26 protein-coding genes and 1 pseudogene are annotated in these 26,991 nt (G+C 64.4%); 8 read left to right on the forward strand and 19 right to left on the reverse strand.

The window, feature by feature from the left end; genetic code table 11:
* Positions 1–45: 45 nt before the first annotated feature.
* The 4 genes from A7A77_RS18485 to A7A77_RS14035 all read right to left on the reverse strand — a co-directional run bounded on the left by A7A77_RS18485 (position 46) and on the right by A7A77_RS14035 (position 1,842).
* Positions 46–171 (reverse strand): hypothetical protein, encoded by a 126-nt coding sequence (locus A7A77_RS18485; protein ID WP_281180033.1) that lies wholly within the window; start codon positions 169–171, stop codon positions 46–48.
* 83 nt (positions 172–254) lie between these two features.
* On the reverse strand, positions 255–713 hold the full coding sequence (locus tag A7A77_RS14025) for a lasso peptide biosynthesis B2 protein (protein WP_066559629.1): 459 nt from the start codon (positions 711–713) through the stop codon (positions 255–257).
* Positions 713–988, reverse strand: a complete 276-nt coding sequence (locus tag A7A77_RS14030; RefSeq protein ID WP_066559632.1) for a PqqD family protein — start codon at positions 986–988, stop codon at positions 713–715. Before A7A77_RS14030 ends, A7A77_RS14025 begins: the two co-directional genes overlap by 1 nt.
* Positions 985–1,842: a hypothetical protein gene (locus A7A77_RS14035; protein ID WP_156500582.1), complete on the reverse strand. Its 858-nt coding sequence runs from the start codon at positions 1,840–1,842 to the stop codon at positions 985–987. The genes A7A77_RS14030 and A7A77_RS14035 overlap by 4 nt, the downstream gene beginning before the upstream one ends.
* A gap of 225 nt (positions 1,843–2,067) precedes the next feature.
* Between A7A77_RS14035 and rpe the strand changes: the two genes are divergently transcribed.
* From rpe to A7A77_RS14060, 6 genes are all read left to right on the forward strand, one after another.
* The gene (gene rpe, locus A7A77_RS14040; RefSeq protein ID WP_066559637.1) at positions 2,068–2,733 is read left to right on the forward strand and encodes a ribulose-phosphate 3-epimerase; all 666 of its coding nucleotides are present in this window, start codon (positions 2,068–2,070) and stop codon (positions 2,731–2,733) included.
* Positions 2,734–2,740: 7 nt separating this feature from the next.
* Positions 2,741–4,573, forward strand: coding sequence for a heparinase II/III family protein (locus A7A77_RS14045; RefSeq protein ID WP_066559639.1), 1,833 nt, complete (start codon positions 2,741–2,743; stop codon positions 4,571–4,573).
* A 130-nt stretch (positions 4,574–4,703) separates the two neighbouring features.
* Positions 4,704–6,299 carry a bifunctional phosphoribosylaminoimidazolecarboxamide formyltransferase/IMP cyclohydrolase gene (gene purH / locus A7A77_RS14050; protein WP_066559642.1) on the forward strand — a complete coding sequence of 532 codons (1,596 nt, stop codon included), beginning with the start codon at positions 4,704–4,706 and terminating at the stop codon, positions 6,297–6,299.
* 155 nt (positions 6,300–6,454) lie between these two features.
* The gene (locus tag A7A77_RS18490) at positions 6,455–6,580 is read left to right on the forward strand and encodes a hypothetical protein (protein ID WP_281180034.1); all 126 of its coding nucleotides are present in this window, start codon (positions 6,455–6,457) and stop codon (positions 6,578–6,580) included.
* A 29-nt stretch (positions 6,581–6,609) separates the two neighbouring features.
* Complete coding sequence (gene msrA / locus A7A77_RS14055; protein WP_066559648.1) at positions 6,610–7,269, forward strand: peptide-methionine (S)-S-oxide reductase MsrA; 660 nt, start codon at positions 6,610–6,612, stop codon at positions 7,267–7,269.
* Between the two features lie 43 nt (positions 7,270–7,312).
* Positions 7,313–7,789 (forward strand): Fur family transcriptional regulator, encoded by a 477-nt coding sequence (locus A7A77_RS14060; RefSeq protein ID WP_066559651.1) that lies wholly within the window; start codon positions 7,313–7,315, stop codon positions 7,787–7,789.
* 7 nt (positions 7,790–7,796) lie between these two features.
* On the opposite strand, the gene A7A77_RS14065 is transcribed toward A7A77_RS14060, so the two are convergent.
* From A7A77_RS14065 to A7A77_RS14115, 11 genes and pseudogenes are all read right to left on the reverse strand, one after another.
* The gene (locus A7A77_RS14065; RefSeq protein ID WP_066559654.1) at positions 7,797–9,569 is read right to left on the reverse strand and encodes a hypothetical protein; all 1,773 of its coding nucleotides are present in this window, start codon (positions 9,567–9,569) and stop codon (positions 7,797–7,799) included.
* A 6-nt stretch (positions 9,570–9,575) separates the two neighbouring features.
* Positions 9,576–10,013: a GtrA family protein gene (locus A7A77_RS14070; RefSeq protein WP_066559657.1), complete on the reverse strand. Its 438-nt coding sequence runs from the start codon at positions 10,011–10,013 to the stop codon at positions 9,576–9,578.
* A complete protein-coding gene (locus A7A77_RS14075; protein ID WP_066559704.1) occupies positions 10,010–11,569 on the reverse strand; it encodes an NAD(P)/FAD-dependent oxidoreductase in 1,560 nt (519 codons plus the stop codon). The genes A7A77_RS14070 and A7A77_RS14075 overlap by 4 nt, the downstream gene beginning before the upstream one ends.
* A 159-nt stretch (positions 11,570–11,728) precedes the next feature.
* Positions 11,729–12,406, reverse strand: coding sequence for a PilZ domain-containing protein (locus A7A77_RS14080; RefSeq protein WP_156500583.1), 678 nt, complete (start codon positions 12,404–12,406; stop codon positions 11,729–11,731).
* A gap of 248 nt (positions 12,407–12,654) precedes the next feature.
* A pseudogene (locus tag A7A77_RS14085) lies at positions 12,655–13,563 on the reverse strand (ABC transporter ATP-binding protein); the annotation flags it as partial.
* A 3-nt stretch (positions 13,564–13,566) separates the two neighbouring features.
* Entirely contained in the window at positions 13,567–14,400 is an 834-nt protein-coding gene (locus A7A77_RS14090) for a carbohydrate ABC transporter permease (RefSeq protein WP_082836149.1), read from the reverse strand.
* Positions 14,397–15,320 (reverse strand): carbohydrate ABC transporter permease, encoded by a 924-nt coding sequence (locus tag A7A77_RS14095; protein ID WP_066559665.1) that lies wholly within the window; start codon positions 15,318–15,320, stop codon positions 14,397–14,399. The genes A7A77_RS14090 and A7A77_RS14095 overlap by 4 nt, the downstream gene beginning before the upstream one ends.
* Positions 15,317–16,627: an ABC transporter substrate-binding protein gene (locus tag A7A77_RS14100; protein WP_066559710.1), complete on the reverse strand. Its 1,311-nt coding sequence runs from the start codon at positions 16,625–16,627 to the stop codon at positions 15,317–15,319. The genes A7A77_RS14095 and A7A77_RS14100 overlap by 4 nt, the downstream gene beginning before the upstream one ends.
* Positions 16,627–18,162 (reverse strand): glucosylglycerol-phosphate synthase, encoded by a 1,536-nt coding sequence (gene ggpS / locus A7A77_RS14105; RefSeq protein ID WP_066559668.1) that lies wholly within the window; start codon positions 18,160–18,162, stop codon positions 16,627–16,629. The genes A7A77_RS14100 and ggpS overlap by 1 nt, the downstream gene beginning before the upstream one ends.
* A 22-nt stretch (positions 18,163–18,184) precedes the next feature.
* On the reverse strand, positions 18,185–18,961 hold the full coding sequence (locus tag A7A77_RS14110; protein WP_216635587.1) for an HAD-IIB family hydrolase: 777 nt from the start codon (positions 18,959–18,961) through the stop codon (positions 18,185–18,187).
* Complete coding sequence (locus A7A77_RS14115) at positions 18,961–20,007, reverse strand: NAD(P)H-dependent glycerol-3-phosphate dehydrogenase (protein ID WP_172799916.1); 1,047 nt, start codon at positions 20,005–20,007, stop codon at positions 18,961–18,963. The genes A7A77_RS14110 and A7A77_RS14115 overlap by 1 nt, the downstream gene beginning before the upstream one ends.
* A gap of 407 nt (positions 20,008–20,414) precedes the next feature.
* Here A7A77_RS14115 and A7A77_RS14120 point away from each other — a divergent pair, with 407 nt between their 5' ends.
* Positions 20,415–22,022, forward strand: a complete 1,608-nt coding sequence (locus A7A77_RS14120) for an alpha-amylase family glycosyl hydrolase (protein WP_066559724.1) — start codon at positions 20,415–20,417, stop codon at positions 22,020–22,022.
* Positions 22,023–22,127: 105 nt separating this feature from the next.
* A complete protein-coding gene (locus A7A77_RS14125; protein WP_156500584.1) occupies positions 22,128–23,411 on the forward strand; it encodes an MgtC/SapB family protein in 1,284 nt (427 codons plus the stop codon).
* A gap of 3 nt (positions 23,412–23,414) precedes the next feature.
* Here the strand turns inward: A7A77_RS14125 and A7A77_RS14130 are convergent, their stop codons facing one another.
* The 4 genes from A7A77_RS14130 to A7A77_RS14145 form a co-directional block, all read right to left on the reverse strand.
* Positions 23,415–25,025: an MBL fold metallo-hydrolase RNA specificity domain-containing protein gene (locus A7A77_RS14130; protein WP_066559673.1), complete on the reverse strand. Its 1,611-nt coding sequence runs from the start codon at positions 25,023–25,025 to the stop codon at positions 23,415–23,417.
* Positions 25,026–25,029: 4 nt separating this feature from the next.
* Positions 25,030–25,476 carry a thioredoxin TrxC gene (gene trxC / locus A7A77_RS14135; RefSeq protein WP_066559676.1) on the reverse strand — a complete coding sequence of 149 codons (447 nt, stop codon included), beginning with the start codon at positions 25,474–25,476 and terminating at the stop codon, positions 25,030–25,032.
* An 18-nt stretch (positions 25,477–25,494) separates the two neighbouring features.
* The gene (locus A7A77_RS14140; protein WP_425388577.1) at positions 25,495–26,544 is read right to left on the reverse strand and encodes a zinc-dependent alcohol dehydrogenase family protein; all 1,050 of its coding nucleotides are present in this window, start codon (positions 26,542–26,544) and stop codon (positions 25,495–25,497) included.
* Between the two features lie 148 nt (positions 26,545–26,692).
* On the reverse strand, positions 26,693–26,991 hold a 299-nt coding region (locus A7A77_RS14145), incomplete at its 5' end, for an OmpA family protein (RefSeq protein WP_082836151.1).

A 26,991-nucleotide genomic window follows, 5' to 3' on the forward strand; every position in this document is an offset into this window, starting at 1 on the left:
ATGGATTATCTGGCCAGCCGAAAACGATCGCTGCCAGCAAGCCGGTCAGCTGAATGCGTTGCTGATGCTCGGCGTCTGGTTCGTGCCGGTGCCAGCGTTAGCGACATCGCGCAGAGTGCCGACAGTCTTGAGTTCCGGCTTCGTCCAGCGACGGTCGGTCTTGTTCTGCATGACCCACTAATCCTTGTCTTATAGAGGGGCGTCCGAACAAGCGAACGACCGGTTTACCATTGGCGTTTACAACCGCGAGAATATCAGACGGTTCCGCTTTTGCAATTGCGAGAACGAAAATTCTTCCGAAATTGCAGAAGGCTGGCGTAATTTTCCCCCCGGTCGCCAAGAATCTTGTGTCCGTTCCAATCGACCCAGGCGTGCAGATCGTCAGCATCCCCGCGCCTTGAAACCGGCATGAAACCGATGGTTACGGTGCTACTGATACCGCGACGGGCAAGCATCCATTGCAGTCCGATCGCCTGTGGCAGGCAGATCGTGCCGGGCAGCCGGAAGCTGCCTCGCCGGATCGCGGCAACGCATTGGCGCACGGTCAGTTCGGTGTTGCCGTTCGCATCTGCAGCATCGCGGTTGGCGCTATTTTCGGGCGTTTGCGAATCTCCGAGCAGCCCTTTCCACCGCGCGAGCGGAACGAACCGGACCAGCATTCGCGCCGCGATCAGCAGCATCATGGCCTCCAGCGTTCGGAGGCGGACGGGCATCAGGGGGCGGCCTTTTCCTCGATCAGGCCGGCATCGGCAAGGCTTGCCAGAAAGGCGTCGACATCGGCGGCGATCGCTTCGGGTGTTTCATCGAATTCGCGGGCCAGCGTGTTAACGATATCGGCGCGTCCGCGATTTCCGTCGATCGTTCGCCAGATTGCAAGGCCGCTGTCTTCGAGGGAATAGAAATTTCCCGTCGCGGTGTTCATCAGGACGAGTTCGCCGTCGACCTCCGTCTCGACGAAACTGCCTTCGCATTTGGTTATCGTGGTCATCCTGCCGCGACCTCTGCCACCTTTGCGAACAGGAAATCAATCGATTCCGCGAAACGGACCGGGTCCAGCGGGCGCACGTAACGGTAAGCCGGTACGCTGTTGGCGAGCGCCGCGATGGCGCGCAGCCGGCCGCCATGGTCCAGCCCCTGCGCCACGGCGTGATAGTCGGCCGTATAGTGATCATCGTCCAGCAAGGCGATGCGCGCTGCCCCGCGAACGGCATCGAATGCAGGCTCCTCACCCACGACAAGCGAGACGATCGCGCCAAGCGGCACCGGACCGTCCAGTTCGCTGCCCCCTTCGGTCGCGAAGAACTTGGGATAGGCTTCGGAAACGAGCTGCAGGCCCGACATGCCGGTCAGTTCGAGCGAATCGGGCCAGAGCTTGAGCCGCTTGTGCCCCGGCAGGACCAACGGCCGCGGGCCGGACATGTCGAGGACCACAGTATCGTCGGCCACGATAGGCAGGCCGCGCTGGCGAAGGCCGGCGACCGTGGTCGACTTGCCCGCCCCCGCCGCGCCGGTAAACGCGATTGCCACGCCGCCGATCTCCACGGCAGAGGCGTGGACCGGCAGGAACCCGTTGATTGCGGCGATCGCTGCATAAACCGATCCGGCCAGAAGCAGTTCGAGCGTTCCGGCCTTTTCCGGATCGTCCATCTGCACCGTGATGCCGGCGCCCTTGCGGTAATGGCAGGCAAGGCCAGCTTCGCGGATCAGGAATTCGTCACCGACAAGGTTGTTCTGGCCAGGGGGCACGTGGATGCCGCGCACGCTGTCTGCCACGGGGCCGTGGCAGACGCGCGTTTCCCGTTCCATCACCGCCATCGGCGAAATTTCCGAACTGGTGTTCAAGCCCGTCCCTCACGTGGCCGCCCGTATGCCGGACGGCGGATCAGCCGCCGCGCGGCGTTAACCCTCTGCAGAAGCGGAAACAAGCAGCCCGTGCCGGTTGTGCCGTGGCGGCGCAGGCCGGAAGCAAGCGGCTGGTCGTCATACCACCTCTGCCGGCCGGTGGAATGTGGACAGAGCTTCGTTCCGGCTTGTGGCGCTTTGGTGGAGTGGAGTAATTCGGCCCGCATGCCCACACCTCTTATTTCACCATCCATCCTGTCCGCCGATTTCGCAAAGCTGGGCGAGGAAGTTGCCGCGATCGATGCCGCCGGTGCCGACTGGATCCATGTCGATGTCATGGACGGGCATTTCGTGCCCAACATCACGATCGGCCCCGCCGTGGTGAAGGCGCTTCGCCCGCACACGAAGAAGATCTTCGACGTGCACCTGATGATCAGCCCGGTGGACCTCTATCTTGAGGAATTCGCCGCCGCGGGTGCGGACATCATCACCGTCCATCCCGAAGCAGGGCCGCACGTCCACCGCACGGTGCAGGCGATCAAGGGGCTGGGCAAGATGGCGGGCATCTCGCTCAATCCCGCAACGCCGGCCAAGATGCTGGACTACCTGATCGACGACATCGACCTTGTTCTGGTGATGAGCGTCAATCCCGGTTTCGGCGGGCAGAGCTTCATCCATTCCCAGCTTCGCAAGATCGAGGCGGTACGCAAGATGATCGACAAGTCGGGCCGCGACATCCGGCTGGAAGTCGACGGAGGCGTGAATGCCGAAACCGCAAAACTGTGCGTCGACGCGGGTGCGGACGTGCTGGTCGCAGGTTCCGCCACCTTCAAGGGCGGGCCGGACATGTACGCGAAAAACATCGCCGCGCTGAAAGCGGCGGGGGGCTGATGATCGCATGGGTGTCGAGCCATCCGACCTCGGCTCTGGCAAGCGCAGCGGCACTGTTCAGCCGCGCCGGGCCATACCCTTGAGCATGAACGATGGCGATGCCGGGCTGGTCGAACCTGCGGCGATGCTCGCCGACCCCGCGGGCGAGCCCGAACTGGCCGATCTTGCCCCGCCGCGCCTTGGCATGGTCGACGGGGCGATGCGGTTTCTTTACGCGCGCGGGGTTTCGGCGCGCAATCTGGTGCGCCCGTTCCACAAGCCGTCGCGCCTGCGCATTCTTGCCACGGTGGACGAACCCGTGCCGGGCGAGCGGGCGGCGGGCATGGCGCTTCGCGCAGGGCACTTCACCATCGCGGGCAAGCGGATCGGGACGGACGCGGCCGATTATTCCAGCACTGCGCTTGGCCCTCCGGTGGCGCGCGCGATCCACGGCTTTACGTGGCTGGCGGATCTGGAGGCGGCGGGAACGCGCGACAAGGTTGCGCCGGTGGGGGAGGAGATCCTGCGCCGCTGGCTGCTCGTCAATTCCGAGATCGGCGAAGGGGTGGCATGGGATGTGGGTCACACCGGCCTGCGTGTTCTCAACTGGCTGATCCATGCGCCGCTGATCCTGTCGGGCAATGATCGGGCGTTCAGGGCCAGCGTGCTCAAGCACCTTTCCAGGACCGCGCTGTGGCTCGACCGGCAGGTGGGCCGTGCGCACGGCGCGCGAGAAGCGCTTCCGGCATGGGCGGCGATCACCGCCGCCGGCCTGCTGCTGCCCGATGGCAAACCGCGCCGCCTTTACGGAGAGGCGGGGCTGATCGCCGCACTGGGCGATGCGGTGGGAGAGGATGGCGGCATGCTGTCGCGCTCTCCCGTCGATCAGGTGGAGGCGATCACGCTGCTGCTGCGGCTGGCCGCATGTTACCGTGCCTGTCGGCGCGAGCCGCCCGCGCAGTTGCAGGTCATGCTTTCTCTGCTGACGCCCGCACTGCTGTCGCTGACCCATGCCGATGGTTCGCTGGGCAGCTGGCAGGGCAGTGCGCCGCTTTCCGCCGATATGGTCACGATGCTGGCCGAAGTCGCCGATCCGCGCGCAAGGCCGCTGCATGACGTGCAGCACTGGGGCTATCACCGGCTTCAGGCGCGCCAGTCGGTCGTGCAGATCGATGCCGCGCCGCCGCCGTCCGGGCGCGTGGCGACGGGGGCCTGCGCCTCCACCCTTGCGTTCGAATTCAGCCACCGCGACCAGCGTATCGTCGTCAATTGCGGCGGCGCTGCACTGGCGGGCGCTGCCGTGCCGCGCCGGATCGAGGATGGGCTGCGCTCCAGCGCCGCGCATTCCACGCTGACGCTGGCCGATGCCGATTCCACGCCGGTGGAGCCGCAGGGCAAACTGGGCTCCGGGGTCAAGACGGTGACGCTGGATCGCGGCAGCGAAGGCGGGACGAAAGTGCTGGCCGCGTCTCACGACGGGTATGTCGGCAGGCACGGCCTGTTCCACGAACGGCGGCTTGCTCTGTCAGCCGACGGTACGGTGCTGGAGGGTATCGACGGACTGATGCCGCGCGGGCGCAAGGCGAAGCGCGGCGCCCACCCCTATGCCATCCGCTTCCACCTGGGGCAGGGGATAGAGATCGGGCACCAGCTGGAGGGCGAGAGCGGGCGCGGGCTGGCGCTGGCCATGCCGGACGGGTCGTACTGGCAGTTCCGCACCGACGCCGGCGCGCTGGACGTGGAAGATTCGCTGTGGGTCGATGCCGGTGGCCATCCACGGCAGATCCGGCAGCTTGTCGCCAGCGGTAACATCGAACGCGAAGGCGGCGAAATCGGCTGGTCGTTCAGGCGGATGGGGTAAACCCGCCCTTTTCGGCCCTGCGGGTTCTTGCGGCGGGCGAGGGCAGGCACTAGAGGCACGCGGCACACATTGCAGTTGCGAAACACGCAAACCTCCTGAAGCCGCCAGATCCTTGAAAGGCCCGCCCACCATGGAAAAACCGATCACCGTCCGCCGCGCACTCCTGTCGGTATCGGACAAGACCGGACTGGTGGAACTGGGCAAGGCACTGGCCGCGCGCGGTGTGGAACTGGTGTCGACCGGCGGCACGTCCAAGGCGCTGCGCGATGCGGGCCTTGCGGTGAAGGACGTATCCGACATCACCGGCTTTCCGGAAATGATGGACGGGCGGGTGAAGACGCTGCACCCGATGGTCCACGGCGGGCTGCTTTCGGTGCGTGACAATCCCGAACACGCCGCCGCGATGGAAGAACACGGCATCGGCGCGATCGATCTCGTCGTCGTGAACCTCTACCCGTTCGTGAAGACGGTGGCATCGGGCGCGGACCGCGACACCGTGATCGAGAATATCGACATCGGCGGCCCGTCGATGGTGCGTTCGGCGGCCAAGAACCACGACTATGTCGCGATCGTCACCGATCCTGACGATTACGGTGCGCTGGTCACCGAACTGGACGCGGGCGTCGGGGCGACCGGCCGCGATTTCCGCAAGATGCTGGCGGCCAAGGCCTTTGCGGCCACCGCTGCTTACGATTCCGCGATTTCCAGCTGGTTCGCCTATGCCGACCAGAACCAGAAGTTCCCGCCGCGCCGCACGATGGCGGCGAAGCTGGATTCGACGCTTCGCTATGGCGAAAACCCGCATCAGGATGCCGCGCTTTACATCCCCGAGGCGCCGCACGTGTCTGGCCTGCCGCAGGCAGTGCAGGTGCAGGGCAAGGAACTGTCCTACAACAATTACAACGATGCGAACGCCGCGCTGGAACTGTGCGCCGAATTCCGTGACGGTCCGCCCACCGTCGTCATCGTCAAGCATGCCAACCCCTGCGGCGTCGCCACGGCCGACACGCTGGCAGAGGCGTGGGACAAGGCTCTGGCCTGCGATTCGGTGTCCGCGTTTGGCGGCATCGTCGCGGTGAACCGCCCGCTTGACGTAGCCACGGCAGAAGCGATCACGCAGATCTTCACGGAAGTCGTTGTTGCCCCCGATGCGAGCGAGGAAGCCAAGGCGGTCTTTGCCAAGAAGAAGAACCTGCGCCTGCTGCTGCTGTCGGATGGCCTGCCCGATCCGCGCCGCCCGGGCCAGACCGTTGCGGTGATCGCCGGCGGCATCCTGCAGCAGGACCGCGACAACCGCGCCATAACGGCAGACGATCTGAAGATCGTGACCAGGCGCGAGCCGACCGAGCAGGAACTGAAGGACTGCCTGTTCGCGTGGACCGTTGCCCGCCACGTGAAATCGAATGCCATCGTCTATGCCAAGGACGGGCAGACCGCAGGCATCGGCGCGGGCCAGATGAACCGCCGCGATTCGGCGCGCATCGCCGCTGCAAAGGCGCTGGAAGCGGCAGAAACCTACGGTTGGGACGCGGCCAAGACGGTGGGCAGCGCAGTTGCCTCCGACGCGTTCTTCCCCTTTGCCGACGGACTGCTTTCCGCCGCCGAAGCGGGCGCGACCGCCGTAATCCAGCCGGGCGGTTCGATCCGCGACGACGAAGTGATCGCCGCCGCGGATGAAAAGGGCATCGCGATGGTCTTCACCGGGATGCGCCACTTCCGCCACTGATGCGAGGATGCGGCTGGCCGGCCCCGTCTGCCAGCCCCGTCTGCCGGCCGGTATCGCCGTTCACGTTACTGAACGAAAGCATGTGCTACAGTTCACGCTTTCTTCAGTCTTACGTGGTTAATCCGGCATGGCACAGCAATTTGAAAGCACGACAAATGCCCCTCATCGATTCGGCCCTGGTACGCAATTTCGCGATCGGCTTCGTCTTGGGTGCAGCCGGGCTTTTCATGGCCTCGGGCTTTCCGGTCGAAACGCAGGCGATCGCCGCGGTTCTGGGCTGAGCCTGCGCCGCAAACGCCACCTTCCGTTATTGTCGCTTCTGATCGGCACCGCGCTTGTCGGTGCCTGCCAGCAACCCGCCCTTGCCGCCGAAGAGGCGGTGAGGACTCCGCCCGCAGCCGTCAAATCCAGCGAGACCGGATTGCAGACCGCGATTTTCGCCGGCGGCTGCTTCTGGGGCGTGGAAGGCGTGTTCAGCCATGTGAAGGGCGTTAGCAGCGCGGTTTCCGGTTACCACGGCGGCAGCAAGGGCGATGCAACGTACAAGGCTGTCTCCGCCGGAGCGACTGACCATGCAGAGGCGGTGAAGGTCACGTACGACCCGTCTGTCGTGCGCTACGACGAATTGCTGCGTATCTTCTTTGCCGTGGTGGCCGATCCGACCACGCTCAACCGGCAGGGGCCGGACAGGGGCACGCAGTATCGCAGCGCCATCGTGCCGACCGGTGCGGAGCAGGCGCGCGTGGCAAAGGCCTATATCGCGCAGCTGGGCAAGGCGGGCCTGTGGCAAAGCCCCATCGTGACGAAGGTGGAGACGAAGCAGGCGTTCTATCCCGCCGAAACCTATCACCAGGACTTCATGGCGAAGAATCCGGACCACCCCTATATCCGGCGGTGGGACCAGCCGAAGGTGCGCGCGTTGAAGGCGCTGTTTCCCGACGACTATCGCGCGGCGTTCCGTCGGGGCTGACGTTGGGGCTGACAGGGGCCTTGCCCCTGCCTATATCCGGCACATGACTTGCGAGACCCAGTCTGGGCATCACCATTCGGAGCACAGCGGCGCATCGCTGGTGCGCGCGGCACGTGCCGCGCTGACCGACGCGGGCGAGCAGTGGACCGACATGCGCGCCGATGTGTTCGACGCGCTGGCCGGACATGAAGCGCCGGCATCCGCCTACGACATTGCCGATGCACTGACGGCGCGGCGCGGCAAGCGGGTGGCGCCCAACAGCGTCTATCGCATCCTTGACCTGTTCGTGCGCACCAACCTTGCCAACCGGATCGAGAGTGCGAACGCCTATCTGGTGAACCGGCATCCCGGTTGCCGCCACGATTGCATCTTCCTGATCTGCGACAAGTGCGGGCGGGCCGAGCATATCGACGATGACCGGTTGACCGAAGGCTTGCGCGATGCGGCGGGATCGGCGGGTTTTGCGAATTTGAAAACGGTGGTCGAACTGCGCGGCACCTGTTCCGCGTGTTCGTCCTGATCCGGCCTTAGCCGACCACGCGCCAGACTTTCGCGCCGTCGTCTTTCACCTCTACCGGTTCCAGCCAGTCGGGCGCTTTCCCGTCCAGCAATCCGTCGACCAGACCGCCGGGGCCGGCTTCGCGATAGACGTCCATTTCCGGCAATGACGGGCAGGTCATCACGTATTCGATGTGACGCGCGGCGATGATCGCGCGGGCATCGCCCTCCGGTTCGATATAGGCGCGCATGTTGTCGCTGATGGCGACGCCCGCGCGGTGGTGCGCGGTGGCCAGCACGCGGTGCGGCGTTTCGAACAGGATCTGCGGGCCAAGATCGATCGGCGCGAGGATATTGCGCGGCCTGTTGCCAAGGCTCGCCAGTGCGGTCGCGGGGCTGCAGGTTTCCGTTTCGGCTTGCTGCGGTGGCGGCGCGGCGTTCGTGGGCGTTGCCAGCATCAGGATCGTGATCGGCAGGGTGGGCAGCAGCGCGGCAACGATGCCGACAACGGCCATGGCCTGTTTGCCAGGACGCTGAAGATTGCGGATCGCGCGCAGCCACACCTTCAACTGATAACCCAGCGGCACGGCGGCCAGCGCGGCGGCGAATGCTCCGGCCCGCCCGACAAGGCAGGTCAGGATCAGCGCCGCAGCGATCAGCGCCGTGTATTCAAGATGCCAGCGATGCAGCCATGCACCCGTACGGGCGGCAAGGCCCAGCGAAACGAACAGCGCGACCAGCGGCGGCAGCGCGATGGCAAGGCCGGTCGACGGCAGCTGCTGCCAGATCGGCCGGCTTTCGCGCACATTGGCCAGCCACATGTCGCGCGCCATCGGATCGAGCGCGGCGAACGCGCCCTTCGAACATTGCGGCGCGATCTGCAGCGCGGCGACGACGGCGGCAAGGCCGACACTGCCGAGGACCAGCATGATGAACGTGACCGGACGCTGCGACGCATGGCCAAGCCCGGTTGCCCCCAGCGCGACGATACCCATCGCGGCAAGCTGCACCGGCGACATCGCATCGCAATAGCTGACCAGATCGAACCCGCGCGTGGCGACATGGATCAGCAGCGAGGAGACGAAGATCGACTGCAGCATCGAAACCAGCCACGTGCGATCTTCCCAGCAACGTAGCCAGCGCACCAGCGCAATGCCCATGATGACGGCCACCATCGGCAGTGCTTCCAGCGAAATCGCCAGCCAGACCGCCATGGCGACGCCCGCGACCCAGCCGGCGCGCCGTGCATCGCGGCCCATCAGCGCGTTTACCGCGACAAGCCCGCACACGACTTGCCAGCCGTGGTGGTCGATCCGCATCGGGCGCAGCTGGTGCAGCAGCGGCATGGCCATCGCCGCGACAAGGCACGACAGGCCGGTGACTTCCTCGTCATAGAGCCGCCAGCTCATCCGCCCGATCAGCAGCAGCACGCAATAGAGCGTGATCAGCGGGACGACGATTGCGGCGACATGCTCAGCCGCACCCATGCCCACGAAAGGCGCGAACAGGATCGTCACGAACGCGAGTGGAACATCGACCAGCCGCGTCCAGTGCAACGGCGTCCCTTCGGGCGGGGCGATGCGGTATTGGGTGACATCGAACCACGATTGCCCGGCCAGCCAGTCCCGCGTTTCCAGCAGGCGCAGGATGTCGTCGCCGTCCACGAAGTGGAAACCGACGATAGAGGACAGGTTGGTTGCCGTCAGCAGGATCGCCACGAGCACCCAGACGACCGAAACCCGCTTCAGCAGGTCAAGGTCGATAACCGGGCGGCGGCGATCTCCGATGACGGTCCCCTCCATGGCGGGTCAGCTCTTGGCGGGGGTCTGTGCCAGCCGCTCCGTAAACACGAAGTGGTGGCGGATGAGAAACGTGGCGACGAAACTGGCGCCGATGGCGGCCAGCTTGGCAAGGCCGGGGTCGATACCGAATGCCGTACCTGCGCCCACGATGCCCCATGTCATGACCAGCCCGACCAGTGCCGATGCGACGAACAGGCCCTTCTGTTCCGTGCGCTGGCGGCCTGCTTCGGCAACGCGCCCGCTGAACACGAAGCGGCTGGACGCGAACCAGTGCGCGATGATGCCGATGGTATAGCCACCCGCGGCTGCGGCGGGTGCGGCAACGCCCGCCGCCATCAGCGCGTAGAAGCTGGCAAGGTCGACGCCAAGCGCGGCGACGCTGGCAAAGCCGTAGGCCACGAAGCGGCGCATGGTGGCCCAGCTCATCGTGCCGGGATCGATCATGCCGCGTCCTTTTCGCGCGCCGTCACCTGTTCCGGCACGTCGCGCATGCTGGAAAGCGCGGCGGCGCGGTCTTCTGCCGAATAGCGGGGCAGTTCGATCTCGTCGCCTTCGTTGCCGGCCTCGTGGTATTCCGCGTCCTCGTTCACGCACCACGTGTCGTAGATGCGTTCACCGGCAAGGATGTTCTCGACCGTCAGCATGGCCGTCATCATCGCGTGGTCCTGGTTGTTGTAGCGGTGCATGCCGTTGCGCCCGACAAGGTGCAGCGTGGGATGCTTGGCTTCCAGTTCCTCGCGCATGACCTGCACGCGCTCGGCATAATCCTCGTCATAGACGGGGTAGGCCTTTTCCTGCCGCACGACCGCGCCGCCGATCACGTCGTTCGGATCGCACAGGCCGAGGATCGCCATTTCCTTCTTCGCGAGTTCGACAAGGTCGTCGTCGCTCGATGCCCAGAGGCCGTCGCCTTCGAAGCAGAAGTATTCGAGGCCGACGCAGGCGACCGACTGGTCGGGCACCATTTCGGGCGACCACGAACGGAAGTTCTGGATGCGGCCGACCTGTACCTTCGAATCGTGGATGTAGATCCAGTTGTCGGGGAACAGGTCTTTCGACCTGATCTTCAGTGCGACGGTCAGGAAGTCGCGGTACTTCAGCCCGCTGGCGTCCAGCACGGATGCCGGAACCGGCGCAAGGCGCGCGGCCAGTTCGCGCATCGGCGCGCTGGAGATCGCGTGGCCGGCGCGGATCACGCATTCGCCGCCACCGGCAACCGTTGCGTGCAGGCGCCAGCCACCGTTGGTGTCGGCGGCAAGGCGGCGCAGCGAATGGCCCATCAGGATCATGCCGCCACCGGCGATGATCTTGTCGCGCGCGGCTTCCCACATCATGCCGGGGCCAAGGCGCGGATAGCGGAATTCCTCAAGCAGGGTCTTGGTCGCCATGCCGTCATTCGGTTTCTTGTTGAGGCCGAGCGAACGCTTCAGCCCGTCCACAACCGCGCCCCAGAGCGACAGACCCTTGATGCGTTGGGCCGCCCAGTCGGCGCTCATCTCGTCACACGGCATGCCCCACACCTTCTCGGTATAGGTCTTGAAGAAGATCGAATAGAGCTTCCGGCCGAACTGATTGACGGTCCAGTCCTCGAAGCTTTTCACGTTCTTGTTCGGGAAAGCCTGCGCCTTGGCAAAGCTGGCCATGCACACGGTCGAGCGCCATATGCCCAGATTGCGCAGCGCCTCGAACGCGCGGAGGGGGTAGGAGTAGAACTTGCCCTCGTAATAGATGCGGCTCATCCGCGGGCGCGAGATGAAGTCGTCGGGCAGGATCTCGTTCCACAGGTCGACCACGGCCTTGGACTTCGAAAAGAAGCGGTGGCCACCGATGTCGAAGCGGTAGCCTTCATGCTCCACCGTGCGGCTGATGCCGCCGACGTAGCGTTCGTCCTTTTCGATGATGGCGACGGATTTGCCCGCCTTCGTCAGAAGATAACCGGCGGTAAGCCCGGCCGGTCCTGCACCGATGATGACAACGTCTACGCCCAGTTCCTGAGCCATCCCGTCTGCGTTCGTGCCCTGATGCACAGTGCCCCCTGTGGATATTGCGTTGGGCCAATGCTGTGGCCCTAGGCAATTCCTGACCGAAAATGGCTAAGAGGACGTTAACGCGTTCCGATTCAGATGCTCGATTACCGCAATCGGGATGTGCTTTTTTGATCAGGCTGCGATGCCGCTGCCGTCGTTCGTTCCCCCGTCGGACATCGGATTGGTGTCGCGCCAGACTTTCGACAGCGCCTGCAGGTTCGCCGCGACATTGGCGATTTCCTCGAATCGGAACGTTTCCAGAAAGGCGAGGCCATAGCCGGGATGCTGGCGCCAACGGACCTTGGCATAGACTTCGCCAAGGGCGGGGACGGCCAGTTGCACCTGCTGGTCCATGGAGAACATGTCCGGGCATTCGATCTGCGCGCCTTCGTGCGACAGATCGCGGATGCGGACATCGATGGAGCGGCCCAGTGACCTGACCGTGGCGGGAAGATCGACCGCGATGCGGATGGCGCGTTTGCGGAACGGGCCTTTCTCTCCGATCAGGGACATGAGATCGTTGTGTTCCGTAAAGGCAAGGCCTGCCTGCCCGTCGCGGGACCAGATCAGGGACACTTCGAACCGGTCGCCATCGCCGAATTCCAGCCAGAACGTGCGACCGTCGTCCGGCAGCGGTGCACCGTAAATCTTTACGCGCAGCGCGTTGCCCGAAATGTCGCGGAGCACACAGGGGTATTCCCCTTCTGGAAAGATGAGCTTTGCCGTGCGGATGATCGGCATCCGTTCGGGATAGCGACCGATCGCGGTGGCTGGCGGGAAGGCGGTGTTCGAAAGGCTCAGATCGTTCACGTCGGCCGGTTCCTTCTGCGCCGACTGACCCCACAGCCGGGGCCGACGCCGCACCCGGACAATTAGCCCGTAGTCTGCTATCAATTCGTTAATAGCCGGTGCGGCGCAGCGGGAAAAAACCCCTAGTTTCACAGGGGTAGCCGGTTCAGTAATCGCCGTCAGCCGGGCATGCGTTTCCCGTCCGCATCGAAGTGGTGGACCCGCTCCCTGTCGAATTCCAGCGACAGGTTCTGGCCGATGTGCGGGTCGGCAAGATCACGGTCTCGCAAGGCGACCGGATCGCCGCTTTCCAGCCTTGCGTGAATCACCCGCGTCTCGCCCAGTTCCTCGATCTCCTCGATGGTGGCCGGAAGGCCGGACGCGGCCACGCGCACGTCCTCTGGCCGGATGCCGATTTCGGCAGCCTCGGTGCTGCCTGCGAGTTCCGGCGGCAGGAAGTTCATCGAAGGCGAGCCGAGGAAGGCCGCGACATATTTCGTGGCCGGTTCGTGATAGAGCACGGCCGGCGGGCCGACCTGTTCGATGTGCCCGCCGTTCAGGATCACCATCCGGTCGGCAAGGCTCATCGCCTCGATCTGGTCGTGCGTCACGTAGATCATCGTGGCCTGCAATTTGCGGTGCAGGTCCTTGATCTCGATCCGGGTGCGGGTGCGCAGCGCGGCGTCTAGGTTCGACAGCGGCTCGTCGAACAGGAAGACATCGGGTTCGCGCACGATGGCGCGGGCAATGGCGACGCGCTGGCGCTGGCCGCCGGAGAGCTGCCCCGGCTTGCGATCCAGCAACCCCTCGATCTCCAGCATGGTGGCAACGCGGGTCACCGCTTCCTCGATCGCGGCCTTGCCCGCCTTCTTCAGTTTCAGGCCGAAGGCGATGTTATCGCGCACCGTCATGTGGGGGTAGAGCGCGTAGGACTGGAACACCATCGATACGCCGCGCTGCGAGGGCGGGGCATCGGTCACGTCGCTATCGCCGATGAAGACCTGCCCCTCGCTCGGTTGTTCCAGCCCCGCGATCATGCGCAGCAGGGTCGACTTGCCCGACCCCGACGCGCCGACGAAGACGACGAATTCGCCGCTCTTTATGTCGAGGTCGACGCCGCGGATTACTTCGGTCGAGCCGAAACGCTTGGCTATGCCTTCTAGGCGGACGGACGACATCTCTTATCCCTTCACTGCGCCGGCAGTCAGCCCGGCGACGAGCTTCTTCTGGAAGAACAGCACCAGCACGATCAGCGGCACCGTCACGATGACGGACGCGGCCATGATGTTGCCCCACGGCAGTTCGTACTGGCTGGCACCGGTAATCAGCGCGATGGCGACCGGCACGGTGCGCTGTTCGTTGGTGAGCGTGAACGACAGCGCGAAGAGGAACTCGTTCCACGCCGCGATGAAGGCGAGCAGTCCCGTCGTCACCAGCGCAGGCGCGAGCAGCGGCAGGAACACCTTCGTCACGATGGTCCAAGACGACGCGCCGTCCATGATCGCGGCTTCCTCGATCTCTACCGGCAGGTCGCGCATGAAGCTGGTGAGCACCCAGACCGTGAAGGGCAGCGTGAAGATCATGTAGCTGAACACGAGGGAGAGCAGGTTGTTGTAGAGCCCGAACAGGCGCACGATCTCGAACAGGCCGGACAGCACCGCGACTTGCGGGAACATCGATACGCCGAGAATGGTGTAGAGCAGCAGGCGCCGCCCTTTGAACTTCGCCCGCCCGAAGGCGTAGGACGCAAACGTCGCCAGCCCCAGCGACAGGACGACGACAGAGAACGCGACGATCAGCGAGTTGAGGATGTTCTTGGCAAACGGCTGGTCGGTCATCACCGCTTCGTAATTCGCGAAAGTCGGGTTCGCGGGCCAGAGCGAAGCCTCGAATATCGCGGACCCTTCGCGGAAGGACGACACCACCGCGTAGTAGAACGGGAACAGCAGGAACAGCGCGACCACGATCCACAGCGCGATCAGGCCGCCGGTCTTGAGCATGCGCTTGCCCCTCATGCCGCCTTCTCCCGCCCCAGCGGCTTCAGCGCCATGATGTAGATGACGGTGATGAGCGCGATGATGAGGAACAGGCCGGTCGAAGCGGCAGAGCCGTAACCCACGTCCTGAAACGAGACGAGCGCCTGCCGCGCGAAGACCGACAGAGTCATCGTCTCCTCGCTCGACCCCGTCATCACGTAGACTAGATCGAACATGCGCATCGCATCCAGCAGGCGAAAGATCACCGCGACGACGAGCGCGGGCTTGATCAGCGGCAGGGTCACCTTGAAGAAGACCTTCACGGGGTGGATGCCATCGACCTTGGCGGCCTCGTAAATCTCTTTCGGCAGTGTCTGCAGCGCGGCAAGGACCAGAAGTGCCACGAAAGGCGTTGTCTTCCAGACATCGACCATGATGATCGAAACCATCGCAAGGCTGGACCCGCCAAGCCATGCGACCGGCCCGTCGATAAAGCCTGCCCCTTCCAGCATGGCGTTCACCACGCCGAACTGGTCATTCAGCATCCATTGCCAGATCTTGGCCGACACCACCGTCGGGATCGCCCAGGGCACCAGCATTGCCGCGCGCATCAGGCCCCGGCCCGGCAGTGCGGCATTCACGATCAGCGCGACAATGACGCCCAGCACCAGTTCGAGACTGACCGACACTGCCGCAAAGACCAGCGTATTCCACAGCGCACGCAGCCACTGCGGATCGGTAAAGATGCCGTACCAGCGCCCTTCGGCATGGACGACGAAGTTGTCGAACCAGATGAAATCGTAAGTGGTAAGATCGACCAGCGTCGCGTTGGTCATCGAAAACCAGATCGTGCGCGCCAGCGGCCATGCGGCAACGAGCGCGAGGACGATCAGCATCGGCGCGACGAACATCCACGCCGAGCGTGCGCGGGCCGAATCGATGGCGGAACGGCGGCTCATCGCGCAGCCTCGTTCCAGCGCGCGCGATAGGCGATGCGGGCGATCTCGTCCTCCAGCCTGGTGAGGGCCGGCCCCGCCTTGCTGTCGCCCTGCAGCACGTCGTAACTCGCGCGCCAGATCGCATCGGACACCTGGTTGTAGCGGGCACCGGCAGGGCGCGCGGGGCGGGCCACGGCATTTTCGAATGCGGGGTAAAGCGTCGCGAAGAACGGGTTGGCCTCGATCACTTCGGGATCGTCGTAAAGCGCGGTCAGCGTCGGGTTGTAGGCACCCTTGATCGCACGGCGCTTCTGCTCCTGCGCGCTGGTCAGGTATTTCACCAGATCGATCGCTTCGGCGCGGTGGCGGGAATAGCGCGATACGGCAAGGTGCCAGCCGCCCAGCGCCGCCGCGCTTTCGCCATTCGGCCCTCCCTTGGGCAGTGCCACCACGCCGACCTTGCCGCGAACGGGACTTTCCTCGCCCTGCGCCAAGGCCCATGCATAGGGCCAGTTACGCATGAATACGGCATTGCCGGTCTGGAACACGCCGCGCGATGCTTCCTCGTCATAATTCAGCACGCCGCGCGGGGCGATCGTGCCGATCCAGCCCGCCGCACGGTTCAGGGCCGCGCGGGCCTGCGGATTGTCGGCCGTAAACTGCCGGTCGAGGTCGAGGAAACTGCCGCCGCCGTAGGATGAAACCCATTCCAGCGCGTTGCAGGTCAGCCCTTCGTAAGCCTTTGCCTGAAAGACATAGCCCCACATCCTCTGGTTGCCTGCCCTGCGTTCCGCTTGCTGGATCGCGGCGGCGGTGCGGGTCAGCTGGTCCCATGTCTCCGGCGGTTGATATCCGTACTTCGCCAGCAGGTCCTTGCGATAATAGAGGACGCCTGCATCGATATACCACGGCACGGCAACCAGCTTGCCGTTCACCCGGTTGTTCGCGCCTAGGGCCGGAAACATCCGGTCCACCCGTTTGCCCAGCGGTGCTTCGAGATCGGCGAGGTGCGATTCCAGCATTCCGGCCCAGACAACGTCGATCTGCAGCACGTCGATGTCCGCCGATTGCGACGACAGCAACTGGACGTAGAGCTGGAAGCGGTCGCTCGACGAATTGGGCGTGTTGACGATCTCTACCGTGTTGCCGGTTTTTGCCGCCCATTCCTGCGCGGCGTCGCGGCACAGTTCCAGTTCGATGCCCAATGCACCGCAGGCAATCGCGACATGCGCGCCATCATCCTGCGCGCGGGCAGGGCCGAGCGCCAGCATTGCCAGCAATGCAACGCCGAACAGGCGCAGGTGATGGATGCATGCAGAAACGGCCATCAAGCTGCGGCTTGTGCCGCCCGCTCTTCCTGCGTTTCGAAACCGACCCGCGCAAACGATGCGAACAGGCTGTCGATCCAGTGGACGATGTCAAAAGTCTCGACGTCGGCACGCATCCGCTTCATGCGGCCCGATGCTTCCATGTCGTCCATTGCCAACGCCTCGTCCAAAGCGCGGTCAAGGTCGCGGTGGCCGTAGGGGTTGGTATAGATCGCCTCTGGCAGTTCGACCGCGCAGCCGGCGAATTCGGACAGGATCAGCTTGCCCGGCGCACCGTTCTTGGCCGCGACGAATTCCTTGGCGACAAGGTTGAGGCCGTCGCGCAACGGCGTCGTGATGCAGGTGTCGGCGGCCTTGTAGTAACTCATCAACCGGTCGAACGGGATCGCGTTGGAATAGAGCACGATGGGCGTCCAGCCGAGATTGGAATAGAGCCCGTTCACCCGTCCAACGAGCTGCTCGATTTCCTTCTGCGTCTCGTCATAGATTGCCATGCCGCTGGCCGCGCGCACCGAAACGCACAGCATCTTGATCTTGCCGCGCAAGTCGGGCCTGCGGTCGATCAGGCGTTCGAAACCCTTCAGCGCCTCGATCGTGCCCTTGGTATAGTCGGTCCGGCCAACCGCCACGATCAGCTTGCGCCCGTCCATACGGCTGAGAATACGGTCTTCGAGGTCCGACGTGTCCTGCTTGTCGAGAATCTCGTCGATCAGGTGGACGTCTGCCCCCACGGGCGAGCTGTCGATGGCGATTTCGCGATTTCCCAGCTTCAGCGTGCGCGGCATCTGCGGTTCGGACAGGGCCTGCCCCGGCACGTTGAGGTGCACCGGCGTATCGACGACTTCGCTGATTTCCGCGCCGGTCAGCCCGCGAGCGACATCGGCAAAGTTCTTGGCATAGCGCGGGATGTGAAAGCCCACGAGATCGCAGTCGAGCAGCGAGCCGAGAATTTCCGCGCGCCAGGGCAGCACGTTGAACACGTCCTGCGAAGGAAACGGCGTGTGGTGATAGAACGCGATTTTCACGTCGGGCCGGATCTGGCGCAGGTAATGCGGCACCAGCCACAGGTTGTAGTCGTGGATCCAGACCAGCGCGCCTTCGTCGGCCTGTTCCGCCGCGGCTTCTGCGAAAAGGCGGTTCACTTCGTGGAACGTGCGCCAGTCGACGTTGTCGTAGCTGAACAGCCACGGGAAGCTGTGCAGCACCGGCCAGAACGCTTCTTTCGAAGTGACGTGATAGAAGCTCGACGACTGTTCTTTCGTCAGCGGCAGGCGGCGGACGTGGAAGCCGCCGTTTTCGTCATCGATGTGGATCACCCGCTCGAAATCGGGATCGCCCTCTTCGTGTTCTTTCCACGCGACCCATGCGCCGCGCCCCGGTTCCAGCCGCTTGAAAAAGGCCTTCAGCGTCGGGACGATGCCGTTCGGGCTCTTGTTCGCGCGGAAGACGGTTTTGCCGTTCTCCTCGAACTCTTCGTAGGGCTGGCGGTGATAGACGATGACCAGCGACGATTTGTCGGGCGATGACTTGTTCATGTCCGGTTGCCCCTCCTGTCGGTTATTTTTGCGTAAGGTCGAAATGGTGGATGGCTTCCAGCACGCCGGCACAGCCATGTCCGGTGGCGCGATAGATGTGCGGGGCTTCCGGCAGTGCGGCGAGCAGGCGGCTTTCCGAATTGCCGACGGCAACCGCGTTCAATCCGCAGTCCAGCATCGACAGGTCGTTCATCGTGTCGCCCGCGGCCAGCACCTTGGCTTCGGGCAGTGACAGCGCCTGCACCATGCGGCGCAGCGTCGGCCCCTTGGCGATCCCCTTGGGCAGAACATCGAGGTAAAGGTCCGCACTGGTGAGGCAGTCGAAGCCTGCATCCTCGATCTTGCGGACGGTGGATTCCTGCAACTGGTCGGGCTTGTAGTAATAACTGACGCGGTGGCGGAAGGGGGTCGGCTGCAGTTCGATGCCCGGTTCGTCCTTCAGCATCGCGACCACGCGTTCGTTCGCATCGCCCCACTTCGCCTCGATCTCCGCTTCCAGAGCGGTGACGGGCATGAAGTCTTCCGCCACGTCATAGACCGAGGTGCCGACATCGCCCACGATGTAGCGCGGCGTCGGCATGCCCGGCTGCGCGATCAGTTCGCGGATGAAATCGACATCGCGCCCTGTCACGAAGACGAGCAGGACATCGTCGCGCGCCTCGATCGTTTCATAGAGCACGCGGCGCTCTTCGTCAGAGCCGCCGAGGAATGTGCCGTCAAGGTCGGTGGCCAGCACCAGTCCATAGTCCTGTCCCGCCTGAACGGGCGTGTTGCGGTCCATCATCGTCGACATGCTCATCAGGCGGCCTTCCCCGTTTTGCGCGAACGGCGCAGTCGCTGGCGGAATGCCGCGCCCACGGCGACGCGCGGGCTGGCGCGTCCGGCCACGAGGTCTGCCGCCGCTTCGACCAGCGGGACATCGACGCCCAGTTCGTCGGCACGTGCGACCAGCGCCTCCACATTGGCGGCGCCCTCGTGCGTTTCGTCGCCCTCGTCCTCGCTGCTGGCAAGGCGATAGCCCATCGAATAGTTGCGCGATTGCGGATCGGTGCAGGTCAGCGCGAAATCGCCGAAGCCTGCAGGGCCGAGCAGGGTCAGCGGATCGCCGCCCACGGCATCGACGAATGCGGCGGCCTCGCGGATCGCCTCGCTCATCAGTGCGGCGCGCGAATTGGCGCCGGCGTCCAGCCCGTCTGATGCGCCGCACAGGATGGCGGCAACGTTCTTGAAAACGCCGGCGACCTGCACCCCGCGAATATCCTTGCAAGGGGAAAGAACGAAAGTCTCGCTCGACAGGCGCGAACAGATGCGCGCCGCGACATCGGCGGGGCCGGATACCGAAACGATGGTCTGCAGCCCTTCGGCCACTTCCTCCGCGAAGCTGGGGCCGGACAGCATCAGCACCGGCGCGCCGTTGCGGATCTTTGCGATCCGTTCACACAGGAACGTGCCGTCGCTGGCCAGTCCCTTGGCGCAGACGATGAAGGGCGTATGGCGCGAAACGTGTTCGTGCGCGGCGATCGCCTGCGCCTCTACCGCGCTGCTGGGGCCGGCAAGGAACACTGCATCGGCACCGGCGACCGTTGCAAGGATCGTGTCGCCCACGGCAAGTGTCGATGGAAAGGGATGACCGGGCAGGCGCCGGGCATTGGCGCGATCGGCGCGCATGCGCTCTGCATGTTCGGCGTTGCGAGCGTGCAGGCGGACCGCGTGACCGCCGCGCGCCAGCGCAATTGCGATCGCGGTGCCCCAGGCCCCGGCGCCAAGTACAGCGACGGAGGTTTCTGCCCGCCCGCTGTAAGCATGAAGTCTATTTTGCGAACTGGTTGTCTTGTTATCTTTCAACAGTCTTCCGTCGCTTAGTTAAAACAGTACAGCGAAATAAAGCCGGAAACTGCATGTAGAAGTGAAACGTTTTATATTTTATATTTCACTTTAAAGGCGTTTTGCATGAGGCTTTATTGCCTATAAATTACAAACACCCTCTGTCCCGTTGGTGATATTGTTTATCGTAATATGCCTTGAATATCAAGGTGCATGGTCCGAACTCTCGTGATAGCCTTCGAATCCGCTTGTGGGAGAGCGATGTGGTGCAAGGCTTGAAAATTCACCCGGGCGGCAGGGGAACATCCGTCGCTCGCAACGCTTTCATCATCTGGCGAGAGTAGCGAATGAACCTTGAAACCGGCATTACCCCACCGGCGCCTTCCCCCACCCTGTCAGCAGAGGAAACCGGCATCGTGCCCCACGGCATGACCCGAACACCCGGTGCGAGTGACTGGCCATGGTGGCGCGGCGCGGTCATCTATCAGGTCTATCCGCGCAGCTTTGCCGACAGCACGGGCAGCGGGATCGGTGATCTTGTCGGCGTGGCAGAGCGGCTGGAATATATCGCCTCGCTCAACGTCGACGCAGTGTGGCTATCGCCGTTCTACACCTCGCCGATGAAGGATTTTGGTTACGATGTCGCCGATTATTGCGATGTCGACCCGATGTTCGGCACGCTCGCCGATTTCGACGCGATGCTGGAAAAGGCGCATTCGCTGGGCCTGAAGGTGCTGGTGGACCAAGTCTATTCCCATACTTCCGACCAGCACGCGTGGTTCGCCGAAAGCCGGTCCAGCCGCACCAACCCGAAGGCCGACTGGTACGTCTGGGCCGAGGCGAAGGCCGACGGGACGCCGCCCAACAACTGGCAATCGATGTTCGGCGGCGGCGCGTGGAAGTGGGACCCTGTCCGTGCCCAGTATTACATGCACAATTTCCTCGAAAGCCAGCCACAGCTGAACCTGCACAATCCGCAAGTGCAGCAGGCCTTGCTGGACGTGGCGCAATTCTGGCTGGATCGCGGTGTCGACGGGTTCCGCATCGATGCGCTGAACTTCGCGATGCATGATCCGCAATTGCGCGACAATCCGCCGGCTGCGCTGTTCGACAAGACGCTGGTGCGTCCCTTCGATTTCCAGCACCACACCTACAGCCAGTTTCACAAGGACACGCCAAGGTTCCTCGAAAAGCTGCGCAAGCTGACCGACCGGTACGACGGTATCTTCACGCTGGCCGAAGTCTGCGCCGACGATGGAAATGTCGCGATCAAGCGCTTTATCAAGGGGACGACCCGGATGAACAGCGCCTATGGCTTCGACTTTCTCTATGCCCCGCAGCTGACGCCGCAGTTTGTCCATGACGTCATGACGCACTGGCCGGACGAGCCGGGCATGGGCTGGCCCAGCTGGGCGTTCGAAAACCACGATGCGCCGCGTGCGGTGTCGCGCTGGTGTGCGCCCGAACACAAGGACGCCTTTGCCAAAGTGAAGCTGGCCCTGCTGGTCGCGCTGCGCGGAACGGTCATCGCCTTTCAGGGCGAGGAACTGGGGCTTGAGCAGGACGATATCCCGTACGAGATGCTGAAAGACCCCGAGGCGATCAACAACTGGCCGCGCACCCTGTCGCGCGATGGCGTGCGCACGCCGATCCCGTGGGACGAGAGCGCGAACGGCGGTTTCTCTACCGGAGAGCCATGGCTGCCGCTGGGAGAGGCCAATGCCGGGCGCGCGGTTTCGCTGCAGGAAGGGGATCCGGGCTCGACGCTCAATATCGCGCGGGCGATGTTCGGCCTGCGCCAGCATTTCCCGGCCCTGCGGCTGGGCGGTATCGAGAATTGCCAGTTCGACGGCGACCTCCTCGTGCTGGATCGCGTGTTCGAGGCGCAACGCATCCGCTGCCTGTTCAACCTTGGCCCGGGCGAGCGGCCGTTTCAGGACACGAGCGAGAATACCGTCCTGATTGCGGCCATCGGCGGGGCATCGCGCGAACAGCTGCCCGGCTTTTCCGCCCTGTTCTGGGAATGCGCCTGGTAACGGCTGCACCCTGTCGCTGGGGTTGTGACGAACGGGCTGGTTCTCGGCCGGAAATCAACTTATCGGGCACATGATGCGCAACCCCGCGCAAGTCGGGAACCGGACGTGCCAAGCCAGACCTCGCCAGTCGACCTGACCCTTGCCCTGCCGATGCTGGCCGGTGTCGCATCGGGCTTGCTGATCGGGATCGAAAGGGGCTGGCGCCAGCGCGAACAGGCCAGCGGCACGCGCGTTGCCGGTATCCGCACCTTCACCCTGATCGGCGGCATGGGGGCGCTGTTGTCGATGGTGGCGCGGCTGGTCTCGCCGATCATGGCGGCGGTCCTGCTGGCCGGAATGGTCACGCTGCTCGTCGGTGCTTTTCTTCGGCGCGGAGGTGAAAACGACATCCGCGATGCGACGACGATGGTCGTCTCGCTTCTTACGCTGGCGCTCGGCCTTCTGGCGGGGGCGGGGTACATGGCGTTTGCGGTTGCCGGGGCCGCGGTGACGACATTCGTGCTGGCCCTGCGGCGGCAGCTGCACGGGCTGGTGAACCGCCTGACATCGGAAGAGCTTCAGGCGATTGCGCGTTACGCGGTGCTGGCGCTTGCCGTGCTGCCGTTCCTGCCGAATGCGCAATACGGCCCCTATGACGCGTGGAACCCGTTCCGGCTGTGGCTGGTCGTGCTGCTGATCACCGGCTTTTCCATCGCGGGATATATCGCCAACCGCGTCGTCGGTGAACGCAAGGGCACGATCGCGACGGCGCTGATCGGCGGTGCCTATTCATCGACAGCCGTCACCGCTTCCCTGTCGACGCGGCTGAAGGCCGGGGAATCCGGCCCGTTCGCCACCGGCATCGCGCTGGCCAGCGCCGTCATGTACGTTCGAGTGTTGTTGTTGAGCTTCGTCATCGCACCGGTGGTGACACTGCCGCTGGCCAGCCTGATCGGCCCGCCCGCCCTCGTCGCCTTTGCCGCCGTATTCGTGACGTGGCGGCGGGAGACGACAGGCAGCGGCGGGGCGGGCAAGCTGGACAGGAAGCCTTTCGAGCTGCTGCCCGCGCTGGTCTTCCTGCTGGCGGTCGCCGGTGCCTCGCTGCTGGTCGCATGGGCGCAAGTCGAATTCGGGGAGGCGGGCGGCGCCCTGTCGCTGTTCATCGCGGGCAGTTTCGATGTGGATGCGGCCATCGTCGCCTTTTCGTCCCTGCCAGAAGGGGCGGTGGGCGCGGACATGGCGGCACTGGCGCTCGCCGGAACGGTTGCCGTCAACATGAGCTTCAAGACCGCCATCGTCATTGCCGAAGCGGGCTGGCGGGCGGGGCGCAGCGCGGCGCTGGCGCTGATGTCCAGCATTGCATTGCTGGCCGCGATGATCGCGTGGGATCTCGTGGCGCTGTTTACCTGACGGTCAGCCCGGTTTTGGTCCGTTCGATCCGGGCCTTACCGCTTCGTTGTAGGAATCGAGGATCTCGCTCATCCGGCGCAGGGCATCGCGCCGCTTTTCCTCGCTGCGGATATTGGTCAGCCGTTTCTTGAGCGCCGTGGCGAAGGCGGCATAGTCGTTCTGCCAGTCGGCCCCGATCGCCTGCTGGATATCGGTTCTGCCCGTCGCCAGCCGCTTGGCCTTCGCACCGGCGGCAAGGCCGTAGGTTTCGCCGATCGCGGGAATGCGGACGTGGGCATCCGGCACCTTTCGCTGCAGTTCGCGGCGCAGCGCCTCCGTCCCCTCCGGCTCCCCGTGATCTAGGAAGACGGTGCCGGAAACAGGCATGCGCGCCCCGATCCAGTCCACCAGCCCGCCCTGATCGGCATGTGCGGAATAGTGATCGATGCGGCGGATCTGCGCGCGCACGCGCACGTCCGTTCCGGAAATCCGCACGGTCTTCGCCCCTTCCAGAATCACGCGGCCCAGCGAACCGCGCGCCTGAAAGCCCACGAACAGCACGGTGGAATCGGGCCGGTGCAGGTTGTGCATCAGGTGGTGGCGGATGCGTCCGCCCTCGCACATGCCGGATGCCGCCATGATGATCGCGCCGGACACGGAATTAAGCCGGATGGATTCGGAAACGTCGCCGGTAAAGTGGAACGAGGAATGGGCAAAGATGTCCCATCCGCCCGTATCCTCCAGCTCAGCCGAATAGCGGGAGAATACGCCGGTCACTTTCGACGCCAGCGGCGAATCTATGAAGACCGGCACGTCGGGCACCTCGCCTTCGCGCAGCAGGAAGGCGAGATCGAGCATCAGTTCCTGCGTACGTTCCAGCGCGAAGACGGGGATGATCAGGTTGCCGCCGCGCGCAAGGGCGGCGCGGACCTCTGTGCCGAGCAGCTTGCGGCGCTGCTCTATGGTCACGTCCTCGCGCTCGCGCCCGCCGTATGTCGATTCGCAGACCAGATGGTCGAAACCTGACGGGCCTTCGGGATCGGACAGGAACGCCTTGTTCTCCGGCCCCAGATCGCCCGAACACATCAGCTTCACGCCGCCCGCCACCAGTTCGACCGAAGCGGCGCCAAGAATGTGTCCCGCATTCCACAGCCTTGCCCGAATGCCCCCGGCCGGTTCGAACCACTCCTCCAGCCCGACCTTGCGGCACAGGCGCCACGCGGCCAGCGCGTCCGCCTCTGTATAGGCAGGGGCGAACGCTTTCTCTCCCGCCCGGTCGCGTCTGCGGTTGCGGCGCTGGGTGTCGGCTTCCTGTATTCGCCCCGCATCGGCCAGCATGTATTCCAGCAGGTCTGCCGTCTGTCCGGTGCACCAGATCACGCCGTCGAACCCTTGCGCCACCAGCTTGGGCAGCAGACCGCTGTGATCAATATGCGCATGGGTCAGCACCACGGCGGGAATGCGGGAGGGATCGAAGGCAAAGGCCCCGTTGTTGAGCGTTTCCAGCGTGCGCGACCCCTGGAACATGCCGCAATCGACAAGCAGGGATTGCCCGCCATGTGCAAATTCCATGCAGGATCCGGTCACGGTCTGCGCCGCGCCGTGGAAGGTGAGGGTAAGCGGGTGTTCTGTCATTGGATTAACCGCCCGCTGCCTGCCGCGCCCACGCGACGATGGAACCGGTTGGCATCGCACCTAATTGCCGCGCGATCTCGCGGCCTTTTGCAAACAGGATCATCGTGGGGATCGACCGGATGCCATAGCGTCCCGCGATCGCCTGCTCGGCTTCGGTATCGAGCTTGCCCAGCCGCATCGCCGGTTCCAGCTGCGTGGCTGCCGAGGCAAAGGCAGGTGCCATCTGGCGGCATGGGCCGCACCACGACGCCCAGAAATCGACAAGCAGCGGTATGCCCGACCGTGCGGCATGGGCATCGAAGTTCGCCGCAGTCAGCGTCAGCGGCTGGCCGGTGAACAGCGGCGATGCGCACTTGCCGCACTTGCCTTCAGCAGGCGGGCGACCGGTCGGCAACCGGTTCAGCGTGTTGCAGGCGGGGCAGGCGACGATCGTTCCGGTTTGCGATGCCATCGCGGCGAAATCCTTTCCTTATGGGACCAGCACGGCGGCCCCGTTGAGCCTGCCGTTGCGCAAATCGTCCAGCGCCTCGTTCGCCTTTACCAGCGGATAGGGCGTGGTGCTGGTGCGGACGGGAATATCGGCGATCAGCGCGAAGAATTCATCTCCGTCCGCCCGTGTCAGGTTGGCGACCGAACGGATCGAGCGTTCTTCCCACAAGTCGCGATAGGGGAAGGCGGAAATGTCGCTCATGTGGATGCCGGCGCAGATGACGGTGCCGCCCTTGCGCACCGCGCGCAGCGCTGCTGGCACCAGCGCGCCGACGGGCGCGAATATGATCGCGGCATCCAGCGGCGCGGGCGATGGCTTGTCTGATCCGCCGGCCCACGCGCATCCCAGCATGCGCGCGAAGTCTTGCGCGGCAGTATCGCCCGGACTGGTGAAGGCGAACACTTCGCGCCGCTGCCACGTTGCGATCTGGGCCAGGATGTGCGCCGCCGCGCCGAAGCCGTAGAACCCGATCCGCTGCGCCTTTCCAGCCATTCGCAAGGCGCGATATCCGATCAGCCCTGCGCAAAGCAGCGGTGTTGCCTCGACATCGCCGAAACGGTCGGGGATGGCGAAGCAGAACCGCTCGTCCGCGACGACATGGGTGGCAAAGCCGCCGTCGCGGGTGAATCCGGTGAACTGCGGTTCGTCGCACAGGTTTTCCGCGTGATCCCGGCACCATGCGCAATGCCCGCACGTGTGCCCCAGCCAAGGCACGCCGACCCGTGTGCCGGTTGCGAACCGGCCAGCGCCTTTGCCCTGTTCGACGATGCGGCCCACGATTTCATGCCCCGGTACGATGGGCAGCGATCCGTGGATGTCGCCGTCGACGACGTGCAGGTCGGTGCGGCAGATGCCGCAGGCGGCGACCGCGATCAGCACTTCGCCCTTGCCGGGATGCGGCATGTCCCGCTCTACCGGGCGTAACGGCGTGCCGGGCCGGTCCAGTTGCATCGCTGTCATCGACGGCATGGCAAAGCCCCGGATCTCTCCATTGGCGACAGGGCAAAGAGTGATCCTTGCCGCCTTCATCAGTCAAGACAATGCCCGACGGTGCAGCCGAAGTCTTTGACTTCCGGCAAATGCGGGTTGCCTACAGGCTTGCATAGCGGAGCACAAAAAAGGGGGCCGGATCGCTCCGGCCCCCCGCAATGCCCGGCAGAGCGGGCAGGTGGAATGCTTACATTCCCGAACCCGGACCGTACGTGATTTCCACGCGGCGGTTCTGCAGTTCGCGAACACCGTCGGCAGTCGGCACGCGCGGATTGGCTTCGCCGAACGCCTCGCTCGTGATCGCCGCTTCCGGAATGCTCCGTGCGGTCAGGTACGACGTGACCGAGCCGTTGCGACGTTCGGACAGGCCCATGTTGTAGGTCGTCGAACCCGAACGGTCGGTATAGCCGGCCAGCATGATCGGAACGCTGTCGCAATCGGCATAGGCCGTGATCGCGCTGTCGAGGATGCTTGCCGCTTCCGGCG

The organism is Croceicoccus bisphenolivorans, assembly GCF_001634625.1.
Lineage (GTDB): Bacteria > Pseudomonadota > Alphaproteobacteria > Sphingomonadales > Sphingomonadaceae > Croceicoccus > Croceicoccus bisphenolivorans.

Coding starts and splice junctions, on each gene's coding strand:
- A7A77_RS18485 (WP_281180033.1), bottom strand. CDS start 171: ATGCAGAACAAGACCGACCGTCGCTGGACGAAGCCGGAACTCAAGACT.
- A7A77_RS14025 (WP_066559629.1), bottom strand. CDS start 713: ATGCCCGTCCGCCTCCGAACGCTGGAGGCCATGATGCTGCTGATCGCG.
- A7A77_RS14030 (WP_066559632.1), bottom strand. CDS start 988: ATGACCACGATAACCAAATGCGAAGGCAGTTTCGTCGAGACGGAGGTC.
- rpe (WP_066559637.1), top strand. CDS start 2,068: ATGCCCACACCTCTTATTTCACCATCCATCCTGTCCGCCGATTTCGCA.
- A7A77_RS14045 (WP_066559639.1), top strand. CDS start 2,741: ATGGGTGTCGAGCCATCCGACCTCGGCTCTGGCAAGCGCAGCGGCACT.
- purH (WP_066559642.1), top strand. CDS start 4,704: ATGGAAAAACCGATCACCGTCCGCCGCGCACTCCTGTCGGTATCGGAC.
- A7A77_RS18490 (WP_281180034.1), top strand. CDS start 6,455: ATGCCCCTCATCGATTCGGCCCTGGTACGCAATTTCGCGATCGGCTTC.
- A7A77_RS14060 (WP_066559651.1), top strand. CDS start 7,313: ATGACTTGCGAGACCCAGTCTGGGCATCACCATTCGGAGCACAGCGGC.
- A7A77_RS14065 (WP_066559654.1), bottom strand. CDS start 9,569: ATGGAGGGGACCGTCATCGGAGATCGCCGCCGCCCGGTTATCGACCTT.
- A7A77_RS14070 (WP_066559657.1), bottom strand. CDS start 10,013: ATGATCGATCCCGGCACGATGAGCTGGGCCACCATGCGCCGCTTCGTG.
- A7A77_RS14075 (WP_066559704.1), bottom strand. CDS start 11,569: ATGGCTCAGGAACTGGGCGTAGACGTTGTCATCATCGGTGCAGGACCG.
- A7A77_RS14090 (WP_082836149.1), bottom strand. CDS start 14,400: ATGAGGGGCAAGCGCATGCTCAAGACCGGCGGCCTGATCGCGCTGTGG.
- A7A77_RS14095 (WP_066559665.1), bottom strand. CDS start 15,320: ATGAGCCGCCGTTCCGCCATCGATTCGGCCCGCGCACGCTCGGCGTGG.
- A7A77_RS14100 (WP_066559710.1), bottom strand. CDS start 16,627: ATGGCCGTTTCTGCATGCATCCATCACCTGCGCCTGTTCGGCGTTGCA.
- ggpS (WP_066559668.1), bottom strand. CDS start 18,162: ATGAACAAGTCATCGCCCGACAAATCGTCGCTGGTCATCGTCTATCAC.
- A7A77_RS14110 (WP_216635587.1), bottom strand. CDS start 18,961: ATGAGCATGTCGACGATGATGGACCGCAACACGCCCGTTCAGGCGGGA.
- A7A77_RS14120 (WP_066559724.1), top strand. CDS start 20,415: ATGACCCGAACACCCGGTGCGAGTGACTGGCCATGGTGGCGCGGCGCG.
- A7A77_RS14130 (WP_066559673.1), bottom strand. CDS start 25,025: ATGACAGAACACCCGCTTACCCTCACCTTCCACGGCGCGGCGCAGACC.
- trxC (WP_066559676.1), bottom strand. CDS start 25,476: ATGGCATCGCAAACCGGAACGATCGTCGCCTGCCCCGCCTGCAACACG.
- A7A77_RS14140 (WP_425388577.1), bottom strand. CDS start 26,544: ATGAAGGCGGCAAGGATCACTCTTTGCCCTGTCGCCAATGGAGAGATC.